The organism is Cytobacillus sp. Hm23, from assembly GCF_051842895.1.
GTDB lineage: Bacteria > Bacillota > Bacilli > Bacillales > SM2101 > Nanhaiella.
In genome coordinates this window covers 36,901-62,812 of the sequence record NZ_JBPXRQ010000022.1, presented here as the reverse complement: position 1 = coordinate 62,812, position 25,912 = coordinate 36,901, and the positions used below count along the sequence as shown (strand labels likewise).

The 25,912-nt window shown below is 36.8% G+C and carries 17 protein-coding genes; 12 read left to right on the top strand and 5 right to left on the bottom strand.

The features are described from left to right. Nucleotides 1–546: 546 nt before the first annotated feature. From ACSVDA_RS14810 to ACSVDA_RS14775, 8 genes are all read left to right on the top strand, one after another. Entirely contained in the window at nucleotides 547–2,922 is a 2,376-nt protein-coding gene (locus ACSVDA_RS14810) for a S8 family peptidase (protein WP_485884208.1), read from the top strand. A gap of 292 nt (nucleotides 2,923–3,214) precedes the next feature. Beyond that, nucleotides 3,215–4,666 carry an O-antigen ligase family protein gene (locus ACSVDA_RS14805; RefSeq protein WP_320207510.1) on the top strand — a complete coding sequence of 484 codons (1,452 nt, stop codon included), beginning with the start codon at nucleotides 3,215–3,217 and terminating at the stop codon, nucleotides 4,664–4,666. A 728-nt stretch (nucleotides 4,667–5,394) separates the two neighbouring features. Next, nucleotides 5,395–8,163 carry an S-layer homology domain-containing protein gene (locus ACSVDA_RS14800; RefSeq protein WP_485884207.1) on the top strand — a complete coding sequence of 923 codons (2,769 nt, stop codon included), beginning with the start codon at nucleotides 5,395–5,397 and terminating at the stop codon, nucleotides 8,161–8,163. A gap of 261 nt (nucleotides 8,164–8,424) precedes the next feature. Continuing rightward, nucleotides 8,425–10,275 (top strand): N-acetylmuramoyl-L-alanine amidase, encoded by a 1,851-nt coding sequence (locus ACSVDA_RS14795; protein WP_485884206.1) that lies wholly within the window; start codon nucleotides 8,425–8,427, stop codon nucleotides 10,273–10,275. Nucleotides 10,276–10,723: 448 nt separating this feature from the next. Continuing rightward, entirely contained in the window at nucleotides 10,724–11,908 is a 1,185-nt protein-coding gene (locus tag ACSVDA_RS14790) for a polysaccharide pyruvyl transferase family protein (protein WP_485884205.1), read from the top strand. Next, on the top strand, nucleotides 11,880–12,971 hold the full coding sequence (locus ACSVDA_RS14785) for a glycosyltransferase family 4 protein (protein WP_485884204.1): 1,092 nt from the start codon (nucleotides 11,880–11,882) through the stop codon (nucleotides 12,969–12,971). Before ACSVDA_RS14790 ends, ACSVDA_RS14785 begins: the two co-directional genes overlap by 29 nt. Nucleotides 12,972–12,976: 5 nt before the next feature. Continuing rightward, nucleotides 12,977–14,509, top strand: a complete 1,533-nt coding sequence (gene murJ, locus ACSVDA_RS14780) for a murein biosynthesis integral membrane protein MurJ (RefSeq protein ID WP_485884203.1) — start codon at nucleotides 12,977–12,979, stop codon at nucleotides 14,507–14,509. 23 nt (nucleotides 14,510–14,532) lie between these two features. Further along, the gene (locus ACSVDA_RS14775; protein WP_485884202.1) at nucleotides 14,533–15,306 is read left to right on the top strand and encodes an S-layer homology domain-containing protein; all 774 of its coding nucleotides are present in this window, start codon (nucleotides 14,533–14,535) and stop codon (nucleotides 15,304–15,306) included. Nucleotides 15,307–15,442: 136 nt separating this feature from the next. On the opposite strand, the gene ACSVDA_RS14770 is transcribed toward ACSVDA_RS14775, so the two are convergent. Both ACSVDA_RS14770 and ACSVDA_RS14765 read right to left on the bottom strand, forming a co-directional pair. Beyond that, nucleotides 15,443–16,810, bottom strand: a complete 1,368-nt coding sequence (locus ACSVDA_RS14770; protein WP_485884201.1) for a SpoIID/LytB domain-containing protein — start codon at nucleotides 16,808–16,810, stop codon at nucleotides 15,443–15,445. 18 nt (nucleotides 16,811–16,828) lie between these two features. Further along, nucleotides 16,829–17,059 (bottom strand): hypothetical protein, encoded by a 231-nt coding sequence (locus ACSVDA_RS14765; protein WP_485884200.1) that lies wholly within the window; start codon nucleotides 17,057–17,059, stop codon nucleotides 16,829–16,831. 308 nt (nucleotides 17,060–17,367) lie between these two features. Here ACSVDA_RS14765 and ACSVDA_RS14760 point away from each other — a divergent pair, with 308 nt between their 5' ends. After that, nucleotides 17,368–18,426, top strand: coding sequence for a glycosyltransferase family 4 protein (locus tag ACSVDA_RS14760; RefSeq protein ID WP_485884199.1), 1,059 nt, complete (start codon nucleotides 17,368–17,370; stop codon nucleotides 18,424–18,426). Nucleotides 18,427–18,653: 227 nt separating this feature from the next. Here the strand turns inward: ACSVDA_RS14760 and ACSVDA_RS14755 are convergent, their stop codons facing one another. From ACSVDA_RS14755 to ACSVDA_RS14745, 3 genes are all read right to left on the bottom strand, one after another. Beyond that, entirely contained in the window at nucleotides 18,654–19,688 is a 1,035-nt protein-coding gene (locus ACSVDA_RS14755; protein WP_485884198.1) for an LCP family protein, read from the bottom strand. A 344-nt stretch (nucleotides 19,689–20,032) separates the two neighbouring features. Beyond that, nucleotides 20,033–21,040, bottom strand: a complete 1,008-nt coding sequence (locus ACSVDA_RS14750) for an LCP family protein (protein ID WP_485884197.1) — start codon at nucleotides 21,038–21,040, stop codon at nucleotides 20,033–20,035. Between the two features lie 31 nt (nucleotides 21,041–21,071). Further along, entirely contained in the window at nucleotides 21,072–21,710 is a 639-nt protein-coding gene (locus ACSVDA_RS14745) for a YigZ family protein (protein ID WP_485884196.1), read from the bottom strand. A 709-nt stretch (nucleotides 21,711–22,419) separates the two neighbouring features. On the opposite strand from ACSVDA_RS14745, the gene ACSVDA_RS14740 reads away from it, so the two are divergent. The 3 genes from ACSVDA_RS14740 (at nucleotide 22,420) to ACSVDA_RS14730 (ending at nucleotide 25,658) form a co-directional block, all read left to right on the top strand. After that, nucleotides 22,420–23,559 carry a sensor histidine kinase gene (locus ACSVDA_RS14740; protein ID WP_320207523.1) on the top strand — a complete coding sequence of 380 codons (1,140 nt, stop codon included), beginning with the start codon at nucleotides 22,420–22,422 and terminating at the stop codon, nucleotides 23,557–23,559. Between the two features lie 28 nt (nucleotides 23,560–23,587). Next, nucleotides 23,588–24,274, top strand: coding sequence for a response regulator transcription factor (locus ACSVDA_RS14735; protein WP_320207524.1), 687 nt, complete (start codon nucleotides 23,588–23,590; stop codon nucleotides 24,272–24,274). Between the two features lie 541 nt (nucleotides 24,275–24,815). Beyond that, nucleotides 24,816–25,658 (top strand): DegV family protein, encoded by an 843-nt coding sequence (locus ACSVDA_RS14730; RefSeq protein ID WP_485884195.1) that lies wholly within the window; start codon nucleotides 24,816–24,818, stop codon nucleotides 25,656–25,658. Nucleotides 25,659–25,912: the final 254 nt, after the last annotated feature.

Below are 25,912 nucleotides of genomic sequence, written 5' to 3'. Positions count from 1 at the left end.
TCTAGCTCCAGTGCCAATCCCCTCGAGGTCACTTCACCATTTCTCGTGAAGGCAAAGAGCGCCTTCAAGTGAAATGCTTCCAGTGCTAGTCGGGGATGAGCAAGTCACTTCCGCATTTCTGTTTGTCTAGCTCCAGTGCCAATCCCCTCGAGGTCACTTCACCATTTCTCGTGAAGGCAAAGAGCGCCTTCAAGTGAAATGCTTCCAGTGCTAGTCGGGGATGAGCAAGTCACTTCCGCATTTCTATTTGTCTAGCTCCAGTGCCAATCCCCTCGAGGTTACTTCACCATTTCTCGTGAAGGCAAAAAGCGCCTTCAAGTGAAATAGGGGATTTATAGTAAGACACTACCGGATTTATAACCCTCACTTCGTTCTCCAATATTTAAGTATTTATATATATCTCCACCTAAAACTTCTATTCTATTTTTGTCAAATGAAAGATCTATCTTTAGAATTCCACACATACACAGTTTTATCCGCATTAATAGTCAAAATAATTGCTTAGGAAATAATTTTGAAGTATTTGTCGATTTACTAAATTGAGAGATGAACAAACTAACCATTCAAATAGTGTTAAAGGTTGGTATAATAGAAAATAAAAGATTGCATGACAATAGGGAGTTTTATATGAAGGTTTTGTTACAACTAATCATGTTAAGTGTATGTTATTTCGGTACTATCATTGTCGTAAGTGCAGAGGAAAATGCTGAACAGTGGCTGATTTATTTTGATAAAGAGGCTGATGTAGCTACATTCAAGGAAGATTATCGTCAACATGTTATAAATATTGATAAAAAAATAGTGAAAGCATCTTTTACTGAGCAAGAAATACAATTAATTAAAAAGGACGGTATTGTTAGCTTAGTAGAACGAAATTATGCGAAGGGTGCTGCGGCTGAGCTTCAAGTTTCTGACCCATTAGTGACGGAGCAATGGGGATTAGCAAAAGTGAATGCTGAAGATAGTATGAACAATTTTATTCCCCAAAGAAATAATTTGCTTGTTGGTAAAGAGATTATTACATCAGCTGGAGCTGTACCGTATACTAATACACCAATAAATGAAACAGAATTTACAATTGTACTTAATCATGAACCGCTCTCACGTCTGTCAATTGAACTTGCACACGTTAGTGGGCTGTGGCAGCTAGAGGTGTTTGATAGCAGTGGGGAAAGACTTGCTGTTAATGAAGGTAACTTACAAACACTCGATGTTCTCCTCCCGCGTAATGAAACGTTTGAGTCATTATCTGTGTCAATAAAGACACAAGGCGACTGGCAAGAGCAACCGGTAGTCCAGCACATTATTGGTGTGAATCATTTGCTTATTGCAGTAGTCGATTCAGGTGTTTCTCAACATGAAGATTTTTGCGAAAATGTATTATATAGTTTAGGGACAGATTATACTGGCGGTACTGAGAGCGTTAGTGATGAATTTGGACATGGCACACATGTTACAGGGATATTGGCAGCATGTATGAACAATGGTATTGGCATTACAGGTTTATTAGCAAATGCACCTGTAGATATATTGCCACTAAAAGTATTGGATGCATACGGTAATGGCAGTGATTTCGAGCTCGGCGTGGCAATTACCGACGCAACTCGTCTCGGTGCAGATATAATCAATCTTAGTCTTGCAGGGAAAGGTGAGACTAAAATGCTGCGAGAAGCAGTGGACGGTGCGCTTGAGCAAAATATTGTCGTCGTGGCAGCTGCTGGAAATTGGGAAACAACTACAGACCAAATTTACCCTGCATCATACCCAGGCGTAATTACTGTTTCCGGAACAACTCCGTCTGATGAAATCCTCGCTGTTGCTGATTTCGGCTGGGAAGTAGATATTAGCGCACCTGGTTTTGAGATACTTAGTACGTATAAGGATAATACATATAAGGCATTAACTGGCACTTCGATGGCAACTCCTTACATATCTAGTGCAGTAGCATTTATGAAACTGGCAAACGATCAGCTAGATGTGATTCAAATAAGAAACAAGCTTTTTACAACTGCGGCAGATATACATAATGAAGGCTATGATATATATTCTGGTGCTGGATTGTTACAAATGCAAGAAGCAGTACAATCGGAAACGTCACAAGTAATAGAATGGTTGACATTAAAGGATGGACAACCAGTCAATACAAAGGATGTACTGTTGGTCGGCTTATCTAATGGTTTAATTGGCTCACAATTGTACATTTATAGTGGGGATCAGTTGCTACTTCACGGGAAAGCAGCTTCCAACAAAATAATAGTAGATTTGAATAATATAGTAGGTTCTGAAGAAAATATGACATTAACAGCTATTGCTATAAATGAACAAGGCCAAGTGATTGCTACTAACGAGATAACAGTAGTAAATTCGAAAGAAGTAGAAAAAGCTCAGTTTTCAGATATTGGAGAAGAATTTTGGGCATACGATGAAATCTACCGCTCCTACGAGTTAGGTTATGTTAATGGCTATGAAGATGGAAGCTTTCGGGCAGATAATGAAATCACTCGCCGACATAGTGTTATGATTTTGGCGCGTCTCTTCAACTGGCCTCTTCCTACTTCTATAACAAAGTCATTTAGTGATGTGCCGATGGGGCTTTCTGGCTCATTAGCCATTTATACTGCAGTTGCAAGTGGTATAGTGAATGGATACGAAAATGGTAATTTTTATCCTGAAGAGAATTTGACGAGAGGTCAAATGGCGGTGATGCTCTCAAGAGCACTTCAACACAATAACACTACTTATTCACATGAACGTATTCTTTTTGAAGATGTAGATGAAAATCATTACGCCTACAATGCAGTGCAGCAATTGGCTAATATAGGTATTGTGACAAAACAAGCCTTTTATCACCCTGAAGCTAACATAACAAGAGCACAATTTGCTGCTATGCTCATAAGGACCTATGACTTTTTAAACAATTAAGTGTACATTAAGTCGTAGGTGGATTTGTTATTTAATTGTAAATGACGAAACTGACAATTTGTAGTATGATTGTTCATAGTACTGTTAAAACAATGTAACGATATGAATGCTAGATTAGCTATTTTTCCTATTGCTTTTATAAGTGATGTCACTTACCGATGAAGTGAATTCACGAGTTAATCCTCCGATACTTCGGATTCCTTGATTGAGTATTGTACATAACGTTGAGATGAAAAAATATCATTTGAAAAATAGTTAACAAAGAACGACAAAAACAGCGAGGGTTTATGTTATGGAGATGAATTTTAAATCGTATCGATTTTTATTGCTAGGTTTTTTAATATTGACGCTATCATTAACGTTAACACCAAAGCTAGCTCTTATTGCAATTACGCTTATTTTTGCGGTATATACAATTGTTAATCCGAAAAATGCGCTCTTTTTATTGTTGCTATACGTGCCTATAAGGCCACTGTATGCTGAAGCAAATTCAGGGCTGAAGTATATAGGTGACATTATCACCATTTTACTTTTCTTAATAACTATATATCAATTACGACATGATCTACGGTCTATCTTTCGCTTTAAACTGTTTGAATGGGCATTCTTTTTATTTTGTCTAGTAGGGGCAGTTTCAGCTTATATGACAGGTGTATCTCTTGTAGCGATCGTATTTCAGCTTCGTACTTTTTTAATTATGTACCTACTTTATTACATCGTATCTAGAATGAAGCTTGATAAGCAAGACTTCACGAAGTTTGCTTGGGTGACTGTTTTTGTTGCGATGCTTATTAGTGTTCATGGAATTATTGAGAAGCTATCATTGCGTACGTGGTTATTGCCTCAGGCTTGGGTTGAAAGAATTATTTCAGAAACGAACTTTGCACGTATTTATGGAATGCCAGGGAATCCAAATACACTCGGTATGTATCTCGGCATTGCGATCGTTTTAAGCTTGTACCTCTTGCATCAAGCGGAGGGGAATGCGAAAAGGTTCCTCTACGTTGCATTAACATTGTTTAATGGAACATTACTATTAACATTATCTAGAGGAACGTTGATTTCAGTGTTTGTTGGCTGGGTTGTGTTTTTAGCGTTAACAAGATATTGGAAGTCAGTGAAGCCATTCCTTATCACAATGCTACTCAGTATCGTACTTGTCTACCTTCCAACAAACGGGGGTGTTGCGCTAGTCCAGTATTTAAATGATCAGAATTATGGTGCAGGCGGCTTCCTTAATCGCTTTGAGCACACCTTCAATGAAGAGACACAAAAACTAACAGCTGAAACAGGGCGTATATATTTTGTCGAAAAAGGCTTTGAAGTGTTTAAAGATTATCCTATTTTAGGTTCTGGTTTTGCGACATTTGGTGATTCGGCAACCTTATCTTATTCATCGCCTATTTATGAAAAGTATAATATTTATTCCGATGGTTATGGTGAGGGTAGTGAAAATAAATATTATTTCCAAAACTTTTATACCGATAATCAATATATTCAGGTCATAGCTGAAACAGGCGTTGCTGGTGTAATTCTATTTGCTGTTTTCCTCTTAGGGATGCTAGCACTCTTCTGGAAGCGGCGAAAAGAAGATATGTTTTCAAATGTAATGATTGCACTATGGTGGGCGACATGTGCTAGTGGGCTCTTGTATAATATATGGGAAACGAAGATTTATACTTTCTACTTCTTTATGATATTAGGGGCATATGCATCAAAGCATAAATTTGTGTTAAAGGATTAAGCTATATTAAGAACCTATCTCATCGTGAGATAGGTTCTCTTTTGGTGTTCATTCCTCGATAAAACCTTTCAAAATTCTTCAAAATTCAAGTATACTTGAATAACTTACACCAGCTTTTTTCATTGTTAGGCTGGCTTCAACAAATTACTAGATTTGCAGACATATAAACCTGTCGAATTTAATAACCGATTTACTAATTGCACCCTCAAATAGGTATCGGTTGGTTCGTATTATTGTGGAAGCAGGGGTCTACTTTGTAAGATATATTGTCACAAAATCTTCTAGCACGGTTACTTAATAGTAAGGTTTAAAAGAGGTACCTCATCACATTGGCACTTTTCGTAAACTTTGTTCCTTTTTATACTAGATTTTAGTAATTAGGCATGATCTATACAGCCTTTAAGCTAGAATGTGCAATGTTTCGTGCTTAGCATTTAGTACGAAAAGCAATAATGAATGCGAAAATAGCTATTATTTGATCGTGATGTCAGTAGTAAGCAAGGAAAAATTATGACGTATCTTACAAAAAAACGAAGTAATATGTTGATTAATGTAACTATTTTGTTACTATTTATCTCTCATTTGACTTTATAATATAATGGGGGATTGACTATGATAATGTCGAAAATAGTACAATAGATAGGTAGCGTTTCTCGACAGTATCTGCTAAAATATGTAAGATAATATGTAAGATTAATAACTTCGAAAGGAGTGTAGGAGGAGACAGCATGAGGAAAATAGTTACATCAATTACAGTACTAGTATTGATATTGCAAATGTTTAGTTTTAGCTTAGTTGCTCAAAAAGCAAGTGCTGAAAGCTATTCTCAAAACCTATTAGACCAGTTTCAAGTTTCACCTGGTGTTACATATAAAAATATGAAACTTCAATCATCATCAACTACACAGGTTGCAAATGTACTAGACATTCAGTTGAGTGACCCATTCACGTCGATTGAAGTAGGAATTCCATCACCTCTAGATAAATTAACTACTGTTTCTAGTAGTGCAAAAGCGAACAGTAGTAATGAGCATCAAGTAGTTGGGGCAATTAATGGTTCTTTCTATCATACTAGCAATGGTTTACCAGCTTACTTAATTGCTAAGGATAATCAAATTTACAACGGAGGCACGATTGCATCAGGACGTGAGCATTATGTCAATGAAGCAATTGCTTTTGGTATTTTAAGTAATGGACAAGCTGCAATAGATCATTATGAAGTTAACATATCTCTTGCACACAACGGATCGACATATCAACTAAATGGGATTAACCGCGGTCGTGACTATGAAGAACTGATCGTATATACACCTAGTCATTCAAATGGTTACACGAATACGAATGAGTATGGAACTGAATTTGTTGTGACGACAGATCAACCGTTAGAAGGCTTACCGAGTTTTGGCGATGTATACAATGGTACTGTTCAATCCATTCGTCAATATGGGGATAAAACCAATACTGCTATCCCAAAAAATGGCTTTGTTCTTTCTATGACAGGAAAGTGGAATGAACGACTTCAACATGTAAAAGTAGGGGACCAGCTTCAAGTATCATTAGGAATTGATTCTCAATGGCAGAATGCTAAGTATATGTTAACGTCTGGACCTATGCTAGTGAAGGACGGCAAACCATACTTAACAATTGATGAAAACAGTTCCCGTGCAAAAGAAAAGGCACCTCGTTCAGCTGTTGCCATTGACAGTAGTAAAAATCGAGTGTTTTTTGTAACTGTTGATGGTAGACAATCTGGCTATAGTACAGGAATGAACCTTAAAGAATTCGCAGAATATGTTGCGAGTCTAGGTGCAGATCGTGCCATCAACCTTGATGGCGGTGGTTCAACGACGATGGTCGTCCGTGAGCATGGTGATCAATATGCATCAGTAGCAAATAAACCATCAGATGGCAGAGAACGCGCAGTATCGACGTCACTTCATGTCGTAAGCTCAGCGGCAAATGATGTTCCTGCAACTATTGAACTTCATATGAAGGAGCAAGGAAAAGTTGTAGAAGGTGCTTCGGTAGAAGTTGTCTTTGATTATGTAATTGACAAATATTATAATCCATTATCCTACGATTCTACTAAACTCTCATTACAAGTAACAAATAACCTTGGTAGGTTTGAAGGAATGAAGTTTATAGCAGAAAAAAGTGGTACTGGAAAAATTATTGCAACATATGAAGGCGCTGTGAAAGAACTACCAATCACTGTCGTTGATACGATTGACAAATTAACGATTTCTCCTGATTCATTAGTCGTCGCTTCAGGACAGACTCAGCAAATGAATTTACAAGCTTCAGATTCAAATGGTGACAAGCTTATCTATGATAGTAGCTTAGTTTCTTGGTCTGTAACGGAAGGGATAGGTACAATTTCAAACAGTGGATTATTTACTGCAGCAGACGCTGAAGGGTCTGGAAAGATTACTGCAACGTTAGGAAAAACGTCAGTATCCGTACCCGTAACTGTGAACAATAAGCCGTTAAGCCTTGATAGTTTTGACGATGTATCAAAATGGGTTGCTGAAAGTGCTCGTGCCTCAGCATCTATTGCTAAGAGCAGTGAATCAGAACCGCGTCATGAAGGTTCTGCATCTCTAAAGCTTACCTATGATTTTTCAGTTGGTGAGGAAGGAGTAGCAGCTGCATATGTAACTGCGAAACAACCGATCAAAGTATCTAGTAAACCTTTAAAGCTAGGTCTTTGGGTTTACGGTGATGGAAATAACCACTGGTTACGCGGAAAAATTAATGATAGCACGGGTAAGACCCATACGATTGATTTCACTTCCGAAGGTGGTTTAACTTGGACAGGATGGAAATACGTTGAAGCTGATATTCCACAAGATATTACAGCACCAATTGAGGTTAGTAAGGTATATGTAGCTGAAGGTGTAAAAGAGAAGCAAGGCAGTGGTGAAATTTATTTTGACAAGCTGCAAGCTGTTTTCAGTGAATCGTATAACGAGCAATTATTTTCAGATGTTCCAGAAGATAGTTGGGCAGTAACAGAGATTGAATATTTAGCGAGTAAAAAGGTTATTAACGGTTATCCAGATGGTAGCTTCTTACCATATAGTAACCTAACCCGAGCTCATGCTGCAGTCCTGCTAGATAGAGCACTTAACCTTGACACAAGTAATGTTACTAATCCGAACTTTAAAGATGTTCCAACAGACCATCAATATTATAAGACGATTGCAGCTGTAGCAAATGCAGGAATTGTCAAAGGGAAAGAAGATGGCACATTTGATCCAGAAGGGACTTTGACTCGTGCCCAAATGGCAGCCATATTACAGCGCGCGTATGATTTAGCTGGACAAGCAGGAACAGACTTTAAGGATGTCCCTGTCGATCATTGGGCTTATAAAGAAATTTCTGCATTAGCAGCAAATGGTGTGACGACTGGATATGAAGATCAAACTTTTAAGCCAAATAATTACGTCAATCGAGCACAATTTAGTGCATTTTTATACCGTATTTTCACAAAGTAAAGCTACTTCAAGCGGGAGGTAGCTCTCGCAAAGGATTTTTCAAAGAGGGTTCTTTTTAGCAACGCGTGAACATTGATGTTTTCAATAGAGCGTAAGAGGAACCCTCTTAAACTATTTAACAAGGCGTGGAACAACGATTGAGGACAGTGATTACCTTTTGTATCCGTCTTTTTTACATACTCAATATGACCAAGTATAAAAAATTCATAGCCGACGCTAACTTTAATCGTTAAGCTGTCTGCTATAGAAAGGGTGTAACTCGTGGGGAAAAAACTATCTTTATGGATATTGCTGCTTTGCTTCTCTACATTTTTCCTAGGTGCGCAAGTCAGTGCAGAGTCTGATCTTAGTGCGACTAATAACTCAGAGCCTTTGACACAGGTTGACCCTGAAGATCCACCTGAGGACGAGGGAGAAGAACCATCGGACGAGGATACAGGTGATTCGGTTGATGAGGAAGGGCAAGAAAATAATGAAGCATCTGATGAGGAAAACGAAGAAGGTTCTGATGAAGAAACAGCAGAAAATGATGAAGAAAATGTAGAAGGTTCTGATGAGGAAGAGCAAAGTAGTGATGAAGCATCGGAAGAAAATAGTGATGATGAAAATGCAGATGAAGAAGAAACTGAAGAAGATCAAACGGATGTAAATGAAGATCCAGAAAATGAAGAGGAACCTTCTGATCAGGAAAACGATGAACAGTCCGATGATTTTGATCAGCCAACACTTGAAGATTTTGTTGGTCAAGAGCAAGTGTTTATCGATATTAATAATGAACATTGGGCTATGCCAAACATTCATTATTTAGTATCACTAGGAATAATATCAGGCTATACTTTAGAAAATGACGATAAGCAATTTTTGCCAGAAAACAACGTAACCCGAGCGCAGGCAGCAAAAATGATTATTGAAGCGTTAGGGGAAAGTCAACTTGAGGTAGCAGAGGCAACTTTTACGGATGTACCAACGAATCACTGGGCATCAGGCTATATCGAAAAGGCTGTGCAGTTAGGTGTCATTTCAGGATACGGTGATAAATATCAACCGAATGACACGTTGAAAAGATCACAGATGAGTAAGATTATTACAGAGGCTTTTTCTCTACAGCAAACACAAGCAGCGCAACAAATCGATGCAGTATTTACAGACGTAGACGCTAATTATTGGGCATCTGGTTACATATCTGCATTGTATTATCAAGGAATTTCAAACGGAAGTAATAATCAATTTAAACCAGAAAAAGCTGTATCAAGAGCTGAGTTTTCAGTGTTTTTATCGAGAACATTAAATGATAACTTTCGAATGACTGTACCGAAGCCAGCTTCAGAGCCTGAAAGTGAAACTGGAGAGCTAAAGGGAGTCGTTACTGTTGACACGACGTTAAATGTTCGTCAGTCGCCATCAACAGAAAGTGAAGTGGTTGGCAAGCTGTGGAATGGAGACATCGTTGATGTAATGGACTTAAACGGTAACTGGGCACATATTCAATTTAACAATGAAACTGGATATGTACACAAAACATATTTGAAGCTTCTATCAACAGATAAAAACAATATGATTGAAGGTCGCATTATCGTCATTGATGCTGGACACGGTGGAGAGGATCCAGGAACGTCTGGCCATAATGAACAAGAAAAGAATATAAATCTTAAGGTTGCTAAATTAGTTGAGCAAAGACTTGACGAATTAGGAGCTCATGTCGTTATGACGAGAGATGGTGATACGAAGTTAGAGCTTCAGGATCGTGTTGATATAGCGAAAGAAAATTATGCAGATATATTTGTTAGTATTCACTCGAATTCGGCGTCCAATGAAGATGCAAACGGTACTGAAACTTACTATGATACTTCTACGAATGAAAATGGAGCGGAAAGTAAATTATTAGCTAGTGCTATACAATCTGAAATTGTGAAAATTGTTGGGTCGGCTGATCGTGGTATTAAGGATAATGAATTATATGTAATTAAGCATAATGATATCCCGAGTGTTCTCGTTGAGCTTGGTTTTCTCTCTAACGAAATCGATGCTGCATTACTGCTAGATGATAATGTTTTAGTGAAGTATGCAGACGGAATTGTTTCAGGAATTCAGTTATATTATCAACTATTTTAATATCAACATAGCAACGAGCTGCTTAGCTCGTTGTTTTCTTTAGGCTCAGGATATCAAAATAAGAGGACCTTTATATATGAACATATTATAAGTCTGTATATCGACTGTTACAAGCTATATGCGACCTTAAGCTATAAAGTAGAACGAGATTTAATTGTATACGTGACGATATTATTTGAAGACATAGCAATTACTTCGAAAACAGCGACAATGTAAACGGGTATTTATACGTGTTTATATTACGAAAAGTAACAATTAATGCATATATTAGACAATCAATGTGTTAGTTTTAAAAAAGAAAAAATCCCTATGCACATAGGTGTGGACATATCTATTCTTGTACGCAGAACTAGTTGATATAATCATATTCAGTAGACCAACAGTTTTATTATGACATATGTATGGTATAATATTCGTGGTATTTTTAATAAGAAAAGGACGAATAGACATGAAAATTGGGATTGTGGGTAATTATGGGAATAATAATAACGGAGATGAAGCGATCCTGTTAGGGATTATTCAACAATTAACGACACATTTTGATGTAAATAGACAAGATATAACGGTCTTTAGTGATAACCCGGATTTTACAAAGCAAAAATATGGGACGCAAGCAGCCTCTCTTTATTATAAAAAAGGGTCTGCTGTTAAAACGTTATTACATACCGTGAAACATAATCGGAAAGTAATGAAAGGGTTGGATGTTGTCATTATTGGTGGTGGCGGCATTTTGATGGACTTATACAAGCGTGAAGCACCGTTGTTTGGAACATATGGCTTGTTAGGACGGTTTTATGGGGCTAAAGTGATTGTGTACGGCTGTGGAGTAGGCCCATTGAATACGTCGATTGGTAGATTATTTATTAGACTACTTACGAGAGCTGCCGATAGTGTATCGGTGCGTGATCCTCAGTCTAAGGAGTTACTAAGGAAAATTGGTGTTAAAAAGGACATCGATGTCATTGGTGATCCTGCATTTTCTATTACTCCCGAAAGAACACACAAAAGTAGTGAGAAGGTAAAAAAAATTGGTGTAACAAGCTTGCCATATTATAACTTGAAATATTGGCCAGAAGCTAATGATGAAAAATATGAAATGTATGTAAATGGGATGGCTCAAAATTTAGATGCGCTTATTAAAGAAAAAGGAGTAGATATTACTTTCTTTTCTACAAAATTTCCACAAGATGTTTGGATGACGCAGGAAATTTATAATCGTATGAAATATAAAGATCATGCTACTGTCATTGATGAGCATTTGCAACCGCATCAACTGATTAATATATGTGCAGAACAGGATGTTGTTATTGGAACGAGACTTCATTCAATTATCTTTTCATATCTAGTAGAAACACCTTCCATAGGTGTTGCTTATCATCATAAGGTTGAGCATTTTATGAAGATGATTGACCAAGAAAATGCTTGTATTCCAATAGATAACTTATCATCGAAGGATACGATATTTTTGTCATCTGTTAATGAGATGGAACAGAACTGGAAACAAACAGAAACAGTTGTTAAGAAAATATCTGTTCAATTAAAGGAGAAAGCAGCACAAGGGTTAAAGCAATTTCATATGTTGCCGAGAAAAGAGGGTAAATGGCATGAAGAAAAAAGTACTTGTACTAAGTAATATGTACCCTAATGATGACGGCATAACTTTCGGTATCTTTGTGAAGAATCAGGTGGAAGCACTGAGGAAGCAAGGACTAAACGTAGATGTCATTGCGATTAATGACCCAAGTAATCAAAAAGTGAACGTAATAACAAAATATTGTAAGTGGTTGTTGCAAGCGTTGTGGACTTTACTGACGAAAGGAAAATCATATGATGTGGTCCATGCACATTATGTTTTTCCAACAGGGCTTATAGGTCTGTTATTTCAAAAAATTCACCGTACGCCATTAATTGTTACTGCACATGGCGGAGACATAGATCGCATGGCTAAGAAAAATCCACGCATTCGAAAGTGGACTCAAAAAATATTACAACGTGCTAATCATGTCATTGCTGTTGGACAAGGACTATATGATGAGATACACGAGCAATATGGAGTTGAGAAGGACAAACTGTCAATCGTTAACATGGGTGTGAACAGGAAAGTCTTTGTCCCATTCGAGAAACAAGCTATCCGACAACAACTTGGTTTGAAAGAACATGAACGTCCACTTATATTTGTCGGCAATATCATTCGTGAAAAAGGACTTATCGAACTGATTGAAGCATTTGCTTTATTAAAAAAAGAGCATAAGGATGCAGTTTTGTATGTAATTGGTCCAAGTCGTAACGAAAGCTTTATGAATGAGTTACAACAGAAGGCTAATGAACTACAGACAGCTGATATAAAATTTCTTGGTGCATTAACACAGCAGGAACTTGCTAAGTGGATGTCAGCTGGAGAGGTTTTTGTCTTACCATCTCATATGGAAGGGTTCGGTCTTGTAGCAGTTGAAGCGATGTCTTGTCACACTCCTGTAGTAGGTAGTGATGTTGGAGGTTTATCGTATTTGCTAGCAAATCAACATGGGATATTAGTGCAGCCACAGAATGCAGATGCGCTTTATGAAGGAATTAATGCAGTTATGAGTGATGACCAACTTAAACAGCAATTAATTAACAATGGTGAGAAACGTGCAGAAGAAAATGACGAAGATACTCTTATCGATAAGCTAATAAGCATTTATCATAAAGGATGAAAGACATGAAGAATCAACTTTTTAAAGCGATTGGAATCGTTACGATTATTAATATTGTTGCTAGGCTTATTGGTTTTGCTAAAGACGCGGTAGTAGGTATGTTATTTAGTAAAACAGAAGCAGATGCTATATTTTTTGCCTATACGATTCCAAACCTCATTTACCTAGTTGTTGGTGGTGCAATAACAACAGCGTTTATTTCAATTTATAGCAAATTACCGACGAAAGAAGAAAAAACGAAATTTCTAAATATCGTATTTTCTTATATGACGGTTATTTTTATTGCTGTAACTATATTATTAATGATATTTGTCGATCCAATCCTTAAATTATCCTTTAGGCAGCTTTCTAGTGAAAGCTTTGAAATAACAAAAAATCTTTACTTATGGATGACTCCATCTACCGTTTTATTAGTACTATCAATATGGTTAAGTGGAGTATTAAATGTTCATAATCGATTTAGTTTATCGACATTTTCAACGTTACTATATAATTTAGTATTTTTAATATTCGGAGTCGCACTTATGCCGATACTTAGCTTTTATTCATACGGTTTTGGTGCGTTACTCGGTGCAGTTTTTATGATTTTAGTGCTCATATACGGAATAAAAAAAGAAAAGATCCAATTTCGTTTTCAATTTGCATATACAAATGAAATGAAACGCTTAGTCAATATGACAGTTCCACTTATTTTAGGAGGGGCAGCTCTACAATTTTACATTTTTATTCAACGTATTTATGCTGCACGGTTCCCCGAATTTGATGGGTTAACGACACTGTTGAATAATGCTTCCAAACTTACACAGTTCCCTCAAGCTGTATTAATGACAGCTGTTACGACAGTTATTTATCCGTTGTTGTCTAAAAAAGTTGCAGCAAATGAGATGGATCAAATTGAAAGCTTATACCAAAGGGGCTTACGAGTCCTTAGGTTGATGTTATTACCGATTACAGTGTTCGTCTATTTTTACGCACAAGATATTGTAACGATCGTTTTTGAATATGGAAAATTAACAGCAGATGACACAATATTGACAGCTCCACTCGTGCAAATATTAGCCATTTCTATGTATGCTCTTGCCTCAAGCGCATACGTAACGAGATTTTTCTATGCGATGGAAAACACATTTTTACCTGTTTTGATTAACGTTATTTCCGTATTTGGTGTAACAGTTCTTGCAACAAATATTCTTATCGACTATGAAGGCACCAATGCCATTGCCTGGGGAACGACAATAAGTGCTATCTCTAACTACATTTTACTCGTAATGTTTGGACGCTTCATCCTACGATTAAAAGTGTATGGAAAAGATATGAAACAATTAGGGAAGACGTGGCTTTTCATTTTAGTCTTAGGTACAGTTACATACGTATCTTCTTTATTGCTCTCATTTGCTTCTTCTTTCTTCAATGTAGCAATGGGATTAGTCATATTTGTAATCGTAGGTGCACTTCTTATGAAGTTATTGAAATTTCCTGAGCTTGAAATATTTACGCGTTACTTAAGAAGTAAGAGAAATAAGCAAGTTGCTGAATAATTGTGACGGGGGAGGGTAAAAGGATGCTTCATAAAAAAGGATTTTTATTATGTACCATTACCGGCTTATTAATCACGTCTGCTTGTTCACAGGAGCAAAAAACATATGCAGGTAAAAATAACGAGGTAGCAACAGCAGAGTGGACTGAGCAAGAGCTAGGTGAAGTGACTGCAACTACACAAAGTGTAGAAGATAAAGTTACTATACTTGAGCAAGAAGTAGCAGACCTTTTAAATAGTTCAGAACAGCCAATTCAACAGCCGGTTTTCAATGATGTGCAAACTGAATATTGGGCTTTTGGAGAAATTATGAAATTGTATAATGAAGGAATTATTTCAGGCTATCCAGATGAACAGCTCTTTAAACCGGAAAATACAATTACTAGGGCACAAGCAGCAAAGATGATTGTCATAGCACTTAACCTCCCACTATCTGAAACACCGTCTATTTTCCATGATGTAGAGTCAGGTAATTGGGCAGAACAGTTAATTATGACTGCTTATGAACATGGGCTGATTGACGGTAACAACGGTTCATTTATGCCAAATGAACCAATGCAAAGAAAGCATATGGCTGTTGCATTACAAAAAGGTTTTTCTTTACAGCCATTAGATGTTGGTTTTACAGAATATGTGGATGTAACGAATGATAACAGTGATAGTGACATATATGAAGCAGTCAAGATTGTTACCCAGCACGGCATTGCGACAGGAAGCGCTGGCTATTTTAAGCCAGATGAGCCAACGAAACGCTCTCAGTTTTCTGCTTTTCTTGTACGAGCATTGGAAAAGAATTAAACAATTTGCGGTTTTCATAAATAGTAGTAAATACACAACAGCTGAAAATTTGAAACAAAATAGGGAAACATAAAGGAGACTTACGCTTCGTAAGTCTCCTTGTTTATGTTTATGAAGGTGTTAAGCGTTCATATTATCACTTAACTTCTATTCCTGTGTAATAATGCTTTAATATTTGGTCATATGTATAGCCTGCTGATGCCATGCTTCGTGCACCCCACTGGCTCATACCTAGGCCATGGCCCCACCCGTCACCAGTAAATTGATACGCTTGAGTAGATGTTGGATGAAGAGTTGTAGCCGTTTTAGTCTTTAATGTAATGTTGTCGTCAACGATTGTCTCTGTCGTATTGTCTGCTGTTTGCATCTCATAGCCGTAAAGGTTATCTACACTAGTCGTTGAGCCATCTGCAAGCATAATTTTGGCAGATGCATCACCAGTAACCGTAAATTTGGTGCTCTTTAAGTATTCTCCAAAGATGGTGCGGAATCCATCAGAAGAGCTTGTATATGTAGGTTTTAATGAAATGGACGATCTAGTATTTGATTGATTGTCATATACAATGGCTTCCATTTGTTGTACTGCACCAGCTATGCTTCTTTCAGTTACTGTTAATGAAAGTAAGGTGTTTTGTACACCACCAAATAGGCTGTTAGTAATGGTTGTAGCAGGTATGCTCATGCTCCAACCATAATGAGTGTTATCTGAGTGTTGATCAAATGAATCCTCTACAGCTCGAATATAAGGTATAGGATTTGACCAAACATCTTCACTATTTTCAGTATAACCACCACTACTAGAGTGGAAGAAGGCCTGAATCGGTTCGTTGTTATATGTTGCATATATGCCATTTGTTTCAGCAATTGCTTGATTAGTCGTTGGTGCTTCGTTCGTTTTACCACCATAAACCTGGCTAGCAACAGTCATGTTTAAATATTCCGATGTTTTCATTTGCGAGAACGCATAACTACGTGCTGCTACAGCTTGTGCTTTAAGTGCTTCAATTGGCCAATAAGATGGCATCTCACTCGGTACAACACCTTTGATGTAATCTTCAATATGTAATGTGTTAACTAAGTTAGGTGCTTCGTCTGTTAGCTGAGGTGTGATCGAAAACGAACCACGATATAGTACAGGCTTCGGTCCAGAACCTGTTTGGATGTTAGATATTTCTACAGCATTTTGGTCATTTTGTTCCACTTCATAGAGTCCATATCCAGAACTCGATTCGTATGAGTCACCATTAGTTGTTGCAATGACTGTACCATTCTGTTGCTGAAAAATAATATCAGTAGTATAAGGAAGTGTCGATTGATCATCTAGGTTTATAAAATGATATACCCCAAAAATTTTTGCTGAAAATGTTTTTTCTGGTAACAATTTCACCTTAATACTCGTCTCATAGAGTGGAGGTGATATACCGGCTGTCCCAGACCCAGCAGAGATGGTTGGGAGAAGAGTTATGAACATGATTGACATTATAGTGATAGCGAATTTTTTCATCGTATTTACACCCTATCGTTATGAGTTGTTTTCAAGCTTGTTTTTTAATTGATCTACTTGATCTTCAAGCTCTGTCACTCTATGTTCTAGGTTTTCTACCTTCTCACTCAATGGATTAATTTTTGACAAAACCCATTCTACACTTGCAATGACAGGCTCTGTATTAGCTGCAGTCTTAACTGTAAATATTGATAATGCAAGCATACTAGTTACACAGATTGTTAAAATCGATTTCTTAGAGAATTTCATTTTTTATTTCCTCCTAGTAGATAATGGTCAAAAAATGAAAGATTTGCACGAATAATATTATAGCAAAGAATTGATGACCTGCGTTTCACTATTTTTAGTGAATGTTATAAAAATAGCAGTAAGCTGTTAAAAATAGTTGCTTAGTATTCTATTTATCTTGTAAAGTAGTTATGATATAATGCAATTTGTATAACTAGAAAAAAAGATAGAAAATATACTTAAATTTAGAATTAATTGTAAATTTTTATCTAAAAAAGAAAATAGTTTTGAATGAAATTGGGCAACATATATTACTAAGGAGGGTCTACATGATTTATTTGACCTCATTGATTTGTTTAATAATCTCCATATTGATTACGCCACTTGTCAAGAAATTTGCGTATAAAATTGGAGCAACAGATCGTCCGAATCAGCGCAAAGTACATCAAAAAATCATGCCGCGTTTAGGTGGCTTAGCGATATATATAAGTTTTCTAATCGGTGTGTTGATTTTACGACCTCAAGATGAATTTCAATTAGCTATACTTATCGGTAGTGCAATTATTATCCTCACAGGAGTATTAGATGATGTATTTGAAATATCTGCGAAGATAAAATTAGGTGGACAGTTATTAGCTGCCGGTGTGGTTGTATTAGGTGGTGTACAAGTTGAATTCATCAACTTACCATTCGGTGGTGAACTAGAATTTGGCTGGTTCAGTATCCCATTAACAATACTATGGATTGTCGGCATCACGAATGCCATTAATTTAATCGATGGTCTTGATGGCCTAGCTGCAGGAGTATCTGCTATCGCGTTGATTACAATTACTGGAATGGCAATGATTAAAGGGGATATATTTGTTGTCAGTATTGGGCTAATTATGCTAGGAAGTATTTTAGGCTTTCTATTCTATAATTTCCATCCAGCAAAAATATTTATGGGTGATACAGGATCGTTATTCCTTGGTTTCATGATAGCTGTTCTATCGTTACTAGGATTTAAAAACGTTACATTTATCTCCTTGATAGTGCCAATCATTGTGTTAGGTGTACCGATTTCAGATACATTCTTTGCGATCATTCGTCGAATCGTAAACAAAAAACCGTTATCTGCGCCTGATAAATCACACTTGCATCATTGCTTGTTACGACTAGGATATAGTCACCGACAAACTGTTCTTGTTATTTACGGTATGAGTGCCATGTTTGGAATTGCTGCTGTTATTTTCTCACAAGTAACGATATGGTATGCACTCGTCATTATTTCAGTGTTATTACTTGCCGTGGAGCTATTCGTTGAAAAGATCGGCTTAATTGGTGAAAATTATCGCCCACTAATTAATTTTATTCGCGGCATTTTATATGCACCGAATGTAAAAAAATAATTAACGGTAAAGTAGAGGATGACTACTGATCTAACCCATAGGGCATGATCATAGTCATCCTCTTTTTAGCTTATTTTTGCTTTTCATTCATAGGTTCGTAGCATCTTTTCTATTGTTAACATTATTTTTTAGTGAAAAAGCAACAAAGCCTACGAAAAGAGCAGACCTAATCATGTGAAAATAAAACAGCTCTACTCGTCGAATATGGACGAATAGAGCTGTGTTTCTTAATTATTATCAGACGATTGTTGCTCGTTGTTTACAACCGAATCATTTGTTGTATTATCTGCGTTCACATTTAAATGCGTTTTTAATTCTTGCTTAATATTTTCTAATTGTTGATCATCTAGATCATAATAATAAATACCGTCAATCATTGCATTACTACCTTGTAATTGGAGATTATCAATTGTAAAGCTTGATGTTGCATAATCATAGAAAGAAATCATCTCGTCAAAGGTTAAGTTTGTTTTAATGTTGTTACCAAGTGCTTCGATGATTGCACTATATTTTGTAACTGAGCCTAATGAAGCTGCTTTTTCAGCAATTGCTTTCATTACGAGCTGCTGGCGTTCACCACGCTTTAAGTCAGAGTCAATTTTTCTCGTTCGAGCTAAAGCAAGTGCTTCTTCACCGTTAAGTGTTTGTAGCCCTTGTTCAAGATAAATTGCACCTTTACGATCTTGACTGTCTTGCTCAGAAAACGTAATTGGAACATCGACTTCAATACCATCAAGTGCATCAACTAAATCAACGAATGCGTTGAAGTTCAATTTTACAAAGTAATCAACTGGAATATCAAGTAAGTTCTCGACTGTCTCAACTGCACCGTCAGGTCCACCGAAAGCATGTGCATGATTTATTTTGTCATTATATCCAACTGAAGGGATATAAACATATGAATCTCTCGGAATACTTAATAGTTTTACAGACTTTTCTTCCTCGTTAAATGTAGCTAGTAATAATGCATCTGTTCTACTATTACCACTACCTCTTGCTTCACTATCATCTACGCCCATAAATAGAATTGAAATATTATCTGCTTTTGGGTGTACGACTTCTTCGCGTTTTTCTGATTTTTCGCCTCTGACTAATTCTTCATTGGCATCGTTAGCAGCTGATTGTGCCTGGTTTAGTAAAATTGAACCGTATGTTGATACGCCTAATATAATCACTAATAATGGGATAGTAAAAAGATATATTATTCTTCTTCGCTTCTTTTTTCGATGCTTTAACTTAAGATAGCGTCTATCATTATTCATAGCATTCTACTCCTTTAAGTTATAAAGATTGTTCGAATGGGCACAAACAAAGTCTAGAAAAAGAGCCACTATATAAAATGATCGTGGCTACTGTTGATTTCAAAAAAAAGTATAACAGCTTCCATTGTACCTTTTTTTTAAAGTCTCGTAAATGGGGAAAATTAGTAAAATGTTAAGCTAATATTATTCATAGCCAACTAACATGTCTTACTTCTAGGTGCTGTTAGTGGCTATATGTTGTTCCGACTGGTTGCCCAAAACGTAAGCCACTATATTTAGTATAACATGTTAGTGGTTGGTTCTAATATCCAATATTTAGGATGTGTTTTGAACGTTGAAATAGATCATTGGCCGTTATCGGAGCTATCGCTGCTAGGAGTCTCATTGTCTTCTAGATGATCTTGCAGTTCTTTTTTTACTTCTTCTAAATAAGCTTCATCTAATTCAAAAATATATGCTGCTCCAGCTGTTGAATCGTACCCTTGTAGCTGAAGTGTCTCAATTGTAAGATTAGACGTGGCATATTTGTATAATGAAGTGATTTCAGAAAAAGTAGTAAAATTATGCTTTAAGTTGTCTCCAAGTGCTTCAATCATCGTCCCATATTTCGTAATTGAACCGAGTGAAGCGGCTTTATCAATAATCGCCTCAATAATAAGCTGTTGACGCTTTCCACGTTCAAAATCATTATCAAGCTTCCTTACTCGTGCTAAGGCAAGTGCTTCCTCACCAGTTAATGTTTGCAGGCCTTTTTCTATATAAATGCTATTAAGTCGATCCTGACTATCTTGTTCAGAAAATGTGATAGGAACATCAACTTCAATACCACCAAGTGCGTCAACAATGGCAACAAATGCATTAAAATCTAATTTTATATATCGGTCAATCGGTAGATCAAGAAGCTGTGATACAGTTTCAATCGTTGCTTGAGTTCCGCCATTATGAGAATGTGTGATTTTGTCTTTACTATCCTTATATGGAATATATACATAGGAATCACGTGGAATGTGTAAAAGCTTCACAGATTTTTTTTCTTCATTAAATGTAGCAAGAAGTAATGCATCTACATTATTTGCATCCACCCTCGTTTCACTATTCTCTATGCCCATAATTAACAATGAAAAGTTATCTTTTTTCTTTATATCCGTTTCCTGTACTGGTGGAGTAGATGTATCCTCATTAGTTGGAACTTCTCGTGAATTTTCGAATGCGTTTTGCGCTTTCATATATAAATTTGCACCATAAGCAGTGGCAGCTATGATGATAATGAGCACTGGAATGCTGAAATAAATAAGTCTCTTGCGTCGTTTTGGTTTAACCTTTTCAGATTTATTGTCCTGATTGTCTTTCATTCCCTCACCCTTCTTCGTTTCGTATGATTGCTCATATTATAACGGTCTCCTCTAAATATGTGCTTATGCCCTCAGAGATGACAGCTTTACCGTTCGTTAAATCTGTCATCCATTCAATAAATTGTTGTTTTTGATCTTCTTCTACAAATACTTCAATTTCAACATCTTCTAAATAGTGAATTTCTTTTAGCTTGTATATTGAAGAACGTAACTCATTTTCAAGCTTGCCAAGCCAATTATAGTCAATTTTAGTGTGCATAACACGCATCAGCGTTCTTTCGACAATACCTGTCGCTTGAAGCCCCTCAGATACTGCTTTTCCATAAGCTCTAACAAGTCCCCCTGCACCAAGCTTAATTCCACCAAAATAACGAGTGACAACGACGACGGTATCTTTTAGGCCCTTCTTCTTCAGCACTTCAAGCATCGGTACACCTGCTGTGCCACTAGGCTCGCCATCATCGTTTGCTTTTTGAATCTGATCTCTTTCACCAATTAAGTATGCAGAACAATTATGAGAAGCATTCCAATGCTGCTTCTTAATATCTTGTATATATTGTTGCGCTTCTCCATCATCCGTTACTCGTTTTACGTGACAGATAAAGCGGGATTTTTGAATCGTAATTTCATGTTCTCCATTTCCCTTTACGGTATAATATTTTTGTAACAAACTGATAACCCTCCTGATTATGCCCTCTCATGTAACTTATATATTAATTTTAGGCTGTTTTCGCATTAATTGTTGTTTCAAACTAGCGCTTGTGATTATTTTCTGCTCCAATGATTGACAGCCCCTATTTAGTAACATCATTTTAATAAAGAGCCTAACTTTATGTAGCGTTTTCGTCAGCAAACCACTATATTCATTATAAAACGACAACAATTTCACAGCAAATAACTGTGTACAATTCATGCAAAGAAAACCAGCATATCAAATAATTGGTGAACAGGAATATTTTACTATACATTTTCCAATTTGTATAAATTTTATTAAGAAATGTAGCCAAAAAAAGCGAATGTTGTCGTTTGTTAAATGGGACAATATACTTGTTTACTCCATGATATAATGGGAAGTAAGAGGCCTTTTACAACACAATTTGACATTGTGTATACATAAATTGCTAATTGAATGATCAAAAGTCCTGAAAAGCAAATGTGGCGGTTTGCTTATCGGACGAGAGTATGAGGTTACAAGTTGATTGCTTCGTTGACCCCTACTTCAACAATGGGACTTTTCAATCAGGTGGCGTATACGTTCCACATACCCATTGCTCAAGCTCTATGAATGAGTTCACTCATTAAATACAAAGACCATGCTAATTACACCCCATGGCAAAATATAGGTCATCCTTACTTATATTATTTGACAAGGAGGCACAATGACAAAGAAAATTGACACCAAAGCACTAGACAAAATACTAGAAAGAATGATTGAAACTGTCGATAATAGTAAAGGCGAAATTTTTCGAATAAGTGAGCAATCTAGAACAGAGTATGAAAAATTAGTCGAAGAATTATCTAATACGCGTGTTCTTGTAAACGAAGTGATTGAAGATGGTGACAAGTTAGACACACATGAAAAGTTCGCAAGACAACGCTTAGTTGAGGTAAGTAAGCATTTCGAGAAGTATAGTGAAAGTCAGGTTCGTGAAGCCTACGAACAAGCACATGCGTTACAGATGAACCTTTCCATGATTCGTGAACGTGAAAAGCAGCTTAGAGATCGTCGTGATGATCTAGAGAGAAGAATATTAAACTTAAGAGAGACGATTGAACGAGCCGATCACCTTATAGGGCAAATTACAGTTGTTCTACATTATTTACATAGTGATTTTCGTCAAGTAGGTGAAATTTTAGAAGATGCCATCCAAAAGCAAGATTTCGGATTAAGGATCATCGAAGGGCAGGAGGAAGAGCGGAAACGGTTATCACGTGAAATTCATGATGGACCAGCTCAAATGCTTGCGAATGTCATGATGAGATCCGAGTTAATAGATCGCTTGTATCACGAACGTGGAGGAGAAGAAGCATTAAAGGAGATTCGCGACTTGCGAATCATGGTTCGCTCAACTCTTTATGAGGTTAGAAGAATTATTTATGACCTACGACCTATGGCTCTTGACGATTTAGGATTAGTACCTACCCTGAAAAAATACTTATCAACAGTCGAAGAGTATAATAATAATGCAAAGATTGTATTTACTAGTATTGGCAAAGATAACAGACTACCAACTCGTTTAGAAGTCGCGCTCTTTCGTCTAGCACAAGAATCTGTACAAAATGCGATAAAACACGCGGAACCAACTAAAATTCAAGTGAAAATTGAGATTAGAGCAAAAGATGTTATACTGATCATTAAAGATGACGGCAAAGGCTTTAATATTGATCATAAAAAGGAAAATGCATTTGGGCTAATTGGAATGAAAGAACGCGTAGACCTGCTAGAAGGAGAAATGTCGGTTGATTCCAAAATCGGTGGAGGCACGCTTATAATGATTAGGATTCCAGTTACGAATTAATCAGCTCACAAATATGGGGAGGATTACGATGAAGACAAAAATAGTAATTATAGATGATCATCAATTATTTCGTGAAGGTGTAAAAAGGATCTTGGATTTTGAAGATAGCTTTGAAGTAGTAGCCGAAGGTAGCGATGGTAACGAAGCTTTATCACTCGTAGAAACATATAATCCAGACGTTGTGTTAATGGATATAAATATGCCAATCGTAAATGGTGTAGAAGCAACAAAGCTACTTACAGAAGAAAAAACTGAAGCAAAGGTAATTATCCTATCGATTCATGATGATGAAAGCTATGTCATGCACGCTTTAAAAACTGGCGCACGCGGCTATTTATTAAAGGAAATGGATGCTGATGCACTTGTTGAAGCTGTGAAAGTGGTTGCTGACGGAGGATCTTATTTACATCCAAAGGTGACGCATAACCTCGTAAATGAATTTCGCCGTTTAGCTGAAGGTGGACAATCAAGTATGGTTAGTACATTGCAGAAAACAGAAATTCGCCGTCCACTACATATACTTACTAGACGTGAATGCGAAGTACTTCAATTATTAGCAGACGGGAAAAGCAATCGTGGAGTTGGTGAAGCGTTGTTTATAAGTGAAAAAACCGTTAAGAACCACGTTAGTAATATTTTACAAAAGATGAATGTAAATGATCGTACACAAGCGGTTGTCGTTGCCATTAAAAATGGATGGGTTGAAGTCCGTTAACGAAAAGATTGTTGAGTGAATTCTTAAAGATACATCTTTATTTGTTATCCTGCAAATTTGAGGCTGCGTGATACATATTAACATACAGGCGTTATACTCCAATTACTTAAGTGGAATTGGAGTTTCCGGCGGTATCCAATTGTGAAACTCGCTTGAGGGTAAGTGCTGTGCAGCGCTATTTGTTCAATTAATAAAATGTAACCCCTTTCATTAAAGTTGGCATGTTTTCGTAATATGACATCACTCAACGAAACAAATTGGAGGAAGCTCATTGAAGAGTTCTTGTATGGCGCACTCGTATGGTGACATGACTCTATGATTTTTTGTTATTTATTGTAAAATTGGCACGAGTTCTGTCAAGGTAAAGGTGCTACTCTGTACAATATTTTCTTCTTTGTACGAAGAATCGCAAAGGTAGCCTGTGAGAAAAATTAATGTTTTCGCTACATTTTAGTTTATAATTCATGTAAAATACAATATGCAATGATTATTTATTTCATAATCAAATTTTTAACAGTATTGATAAGGATGGGTTAATGTAATGAAAACGGCAATCTTAACTGATAGTACGGCATATATCCCTAAGAAAACACGTGATAATCTACATATATCAATGATCCCACTCGTTGTTAATTTTAAGAATGAATCATTTGAAGAAGAGATTGAAATTACAACAGATCAGTTTTATGAGAAGGTTCGTCAAAACGATGAGCTACCAACAACTTCACAGCCATCTATCGGTTTATTTGTGGAAAAGTTTGAACAGCTAGCTCACGATTTTGATGCGGTCATTAGCATTCACCTTTCCAGTGGAATAAGCGGAACATATCAAGGTGCAGTCGCAGCTGGAGAAATGGTTGACAATATTAAAGTATTTACATTTGATTCCGAAATTAGCTGTATGATGCAAGGTTTCTATGCCATTGAAGCAGCTCAAATGGCCGCTGAGGGAAAATCACCTAACGACATAATAGCTAGACTAGATGAAATGAAGAAAACATTGAAGGCATATTTTATGGTCGATGATTTGTCTCACCTCCAACGTGGTGGGCGCTTAAGCAGTGCTCAAGCAATGATTGGTAGCCTATTACAAGTAAAGCCTATTCTTCATTTTGTAGATAAAATGATTGTACCGTACGAAAAGATCCGTACGAGAAAAAAAGCACTCCAGCGTATAATCGAACTTTTTGAACAAGAAGCGGAAAAGGGTCTGCCTATGAAAGCAGTATTAATACATTCAAATCGTCAACAAGAGGTTGAAAAGCTGCAAGATCAGCTTGAACAGAAATTCCCTCATGTTGAATTTAGCATCAGCTACTTTGGGCCTGTGATTGGCACACATCTTGGAGAAGGTGCCATAGGATTTGGCTGGTATATAAAATAATGATTTTAATACATGACGTTGCAGGGAAACTATCTGCAACGCTATTTTTTTATAATGAGGTGTTTTTGAACAATCGCAGAGATATCACGATTTCAGGTAAATGAATGGGGCTTTGTTGGATTCAGCTGAGAGAAACAGGATCGACCAATAAGATGGAGCTGTTGGACAGTAAACCATAGTATTTCGACAGTAAGAGAGCGGATTCGGACAGTAAAAGAGCCAATTTCGACAGTAAGAGGTCGAGTTTGGACAGT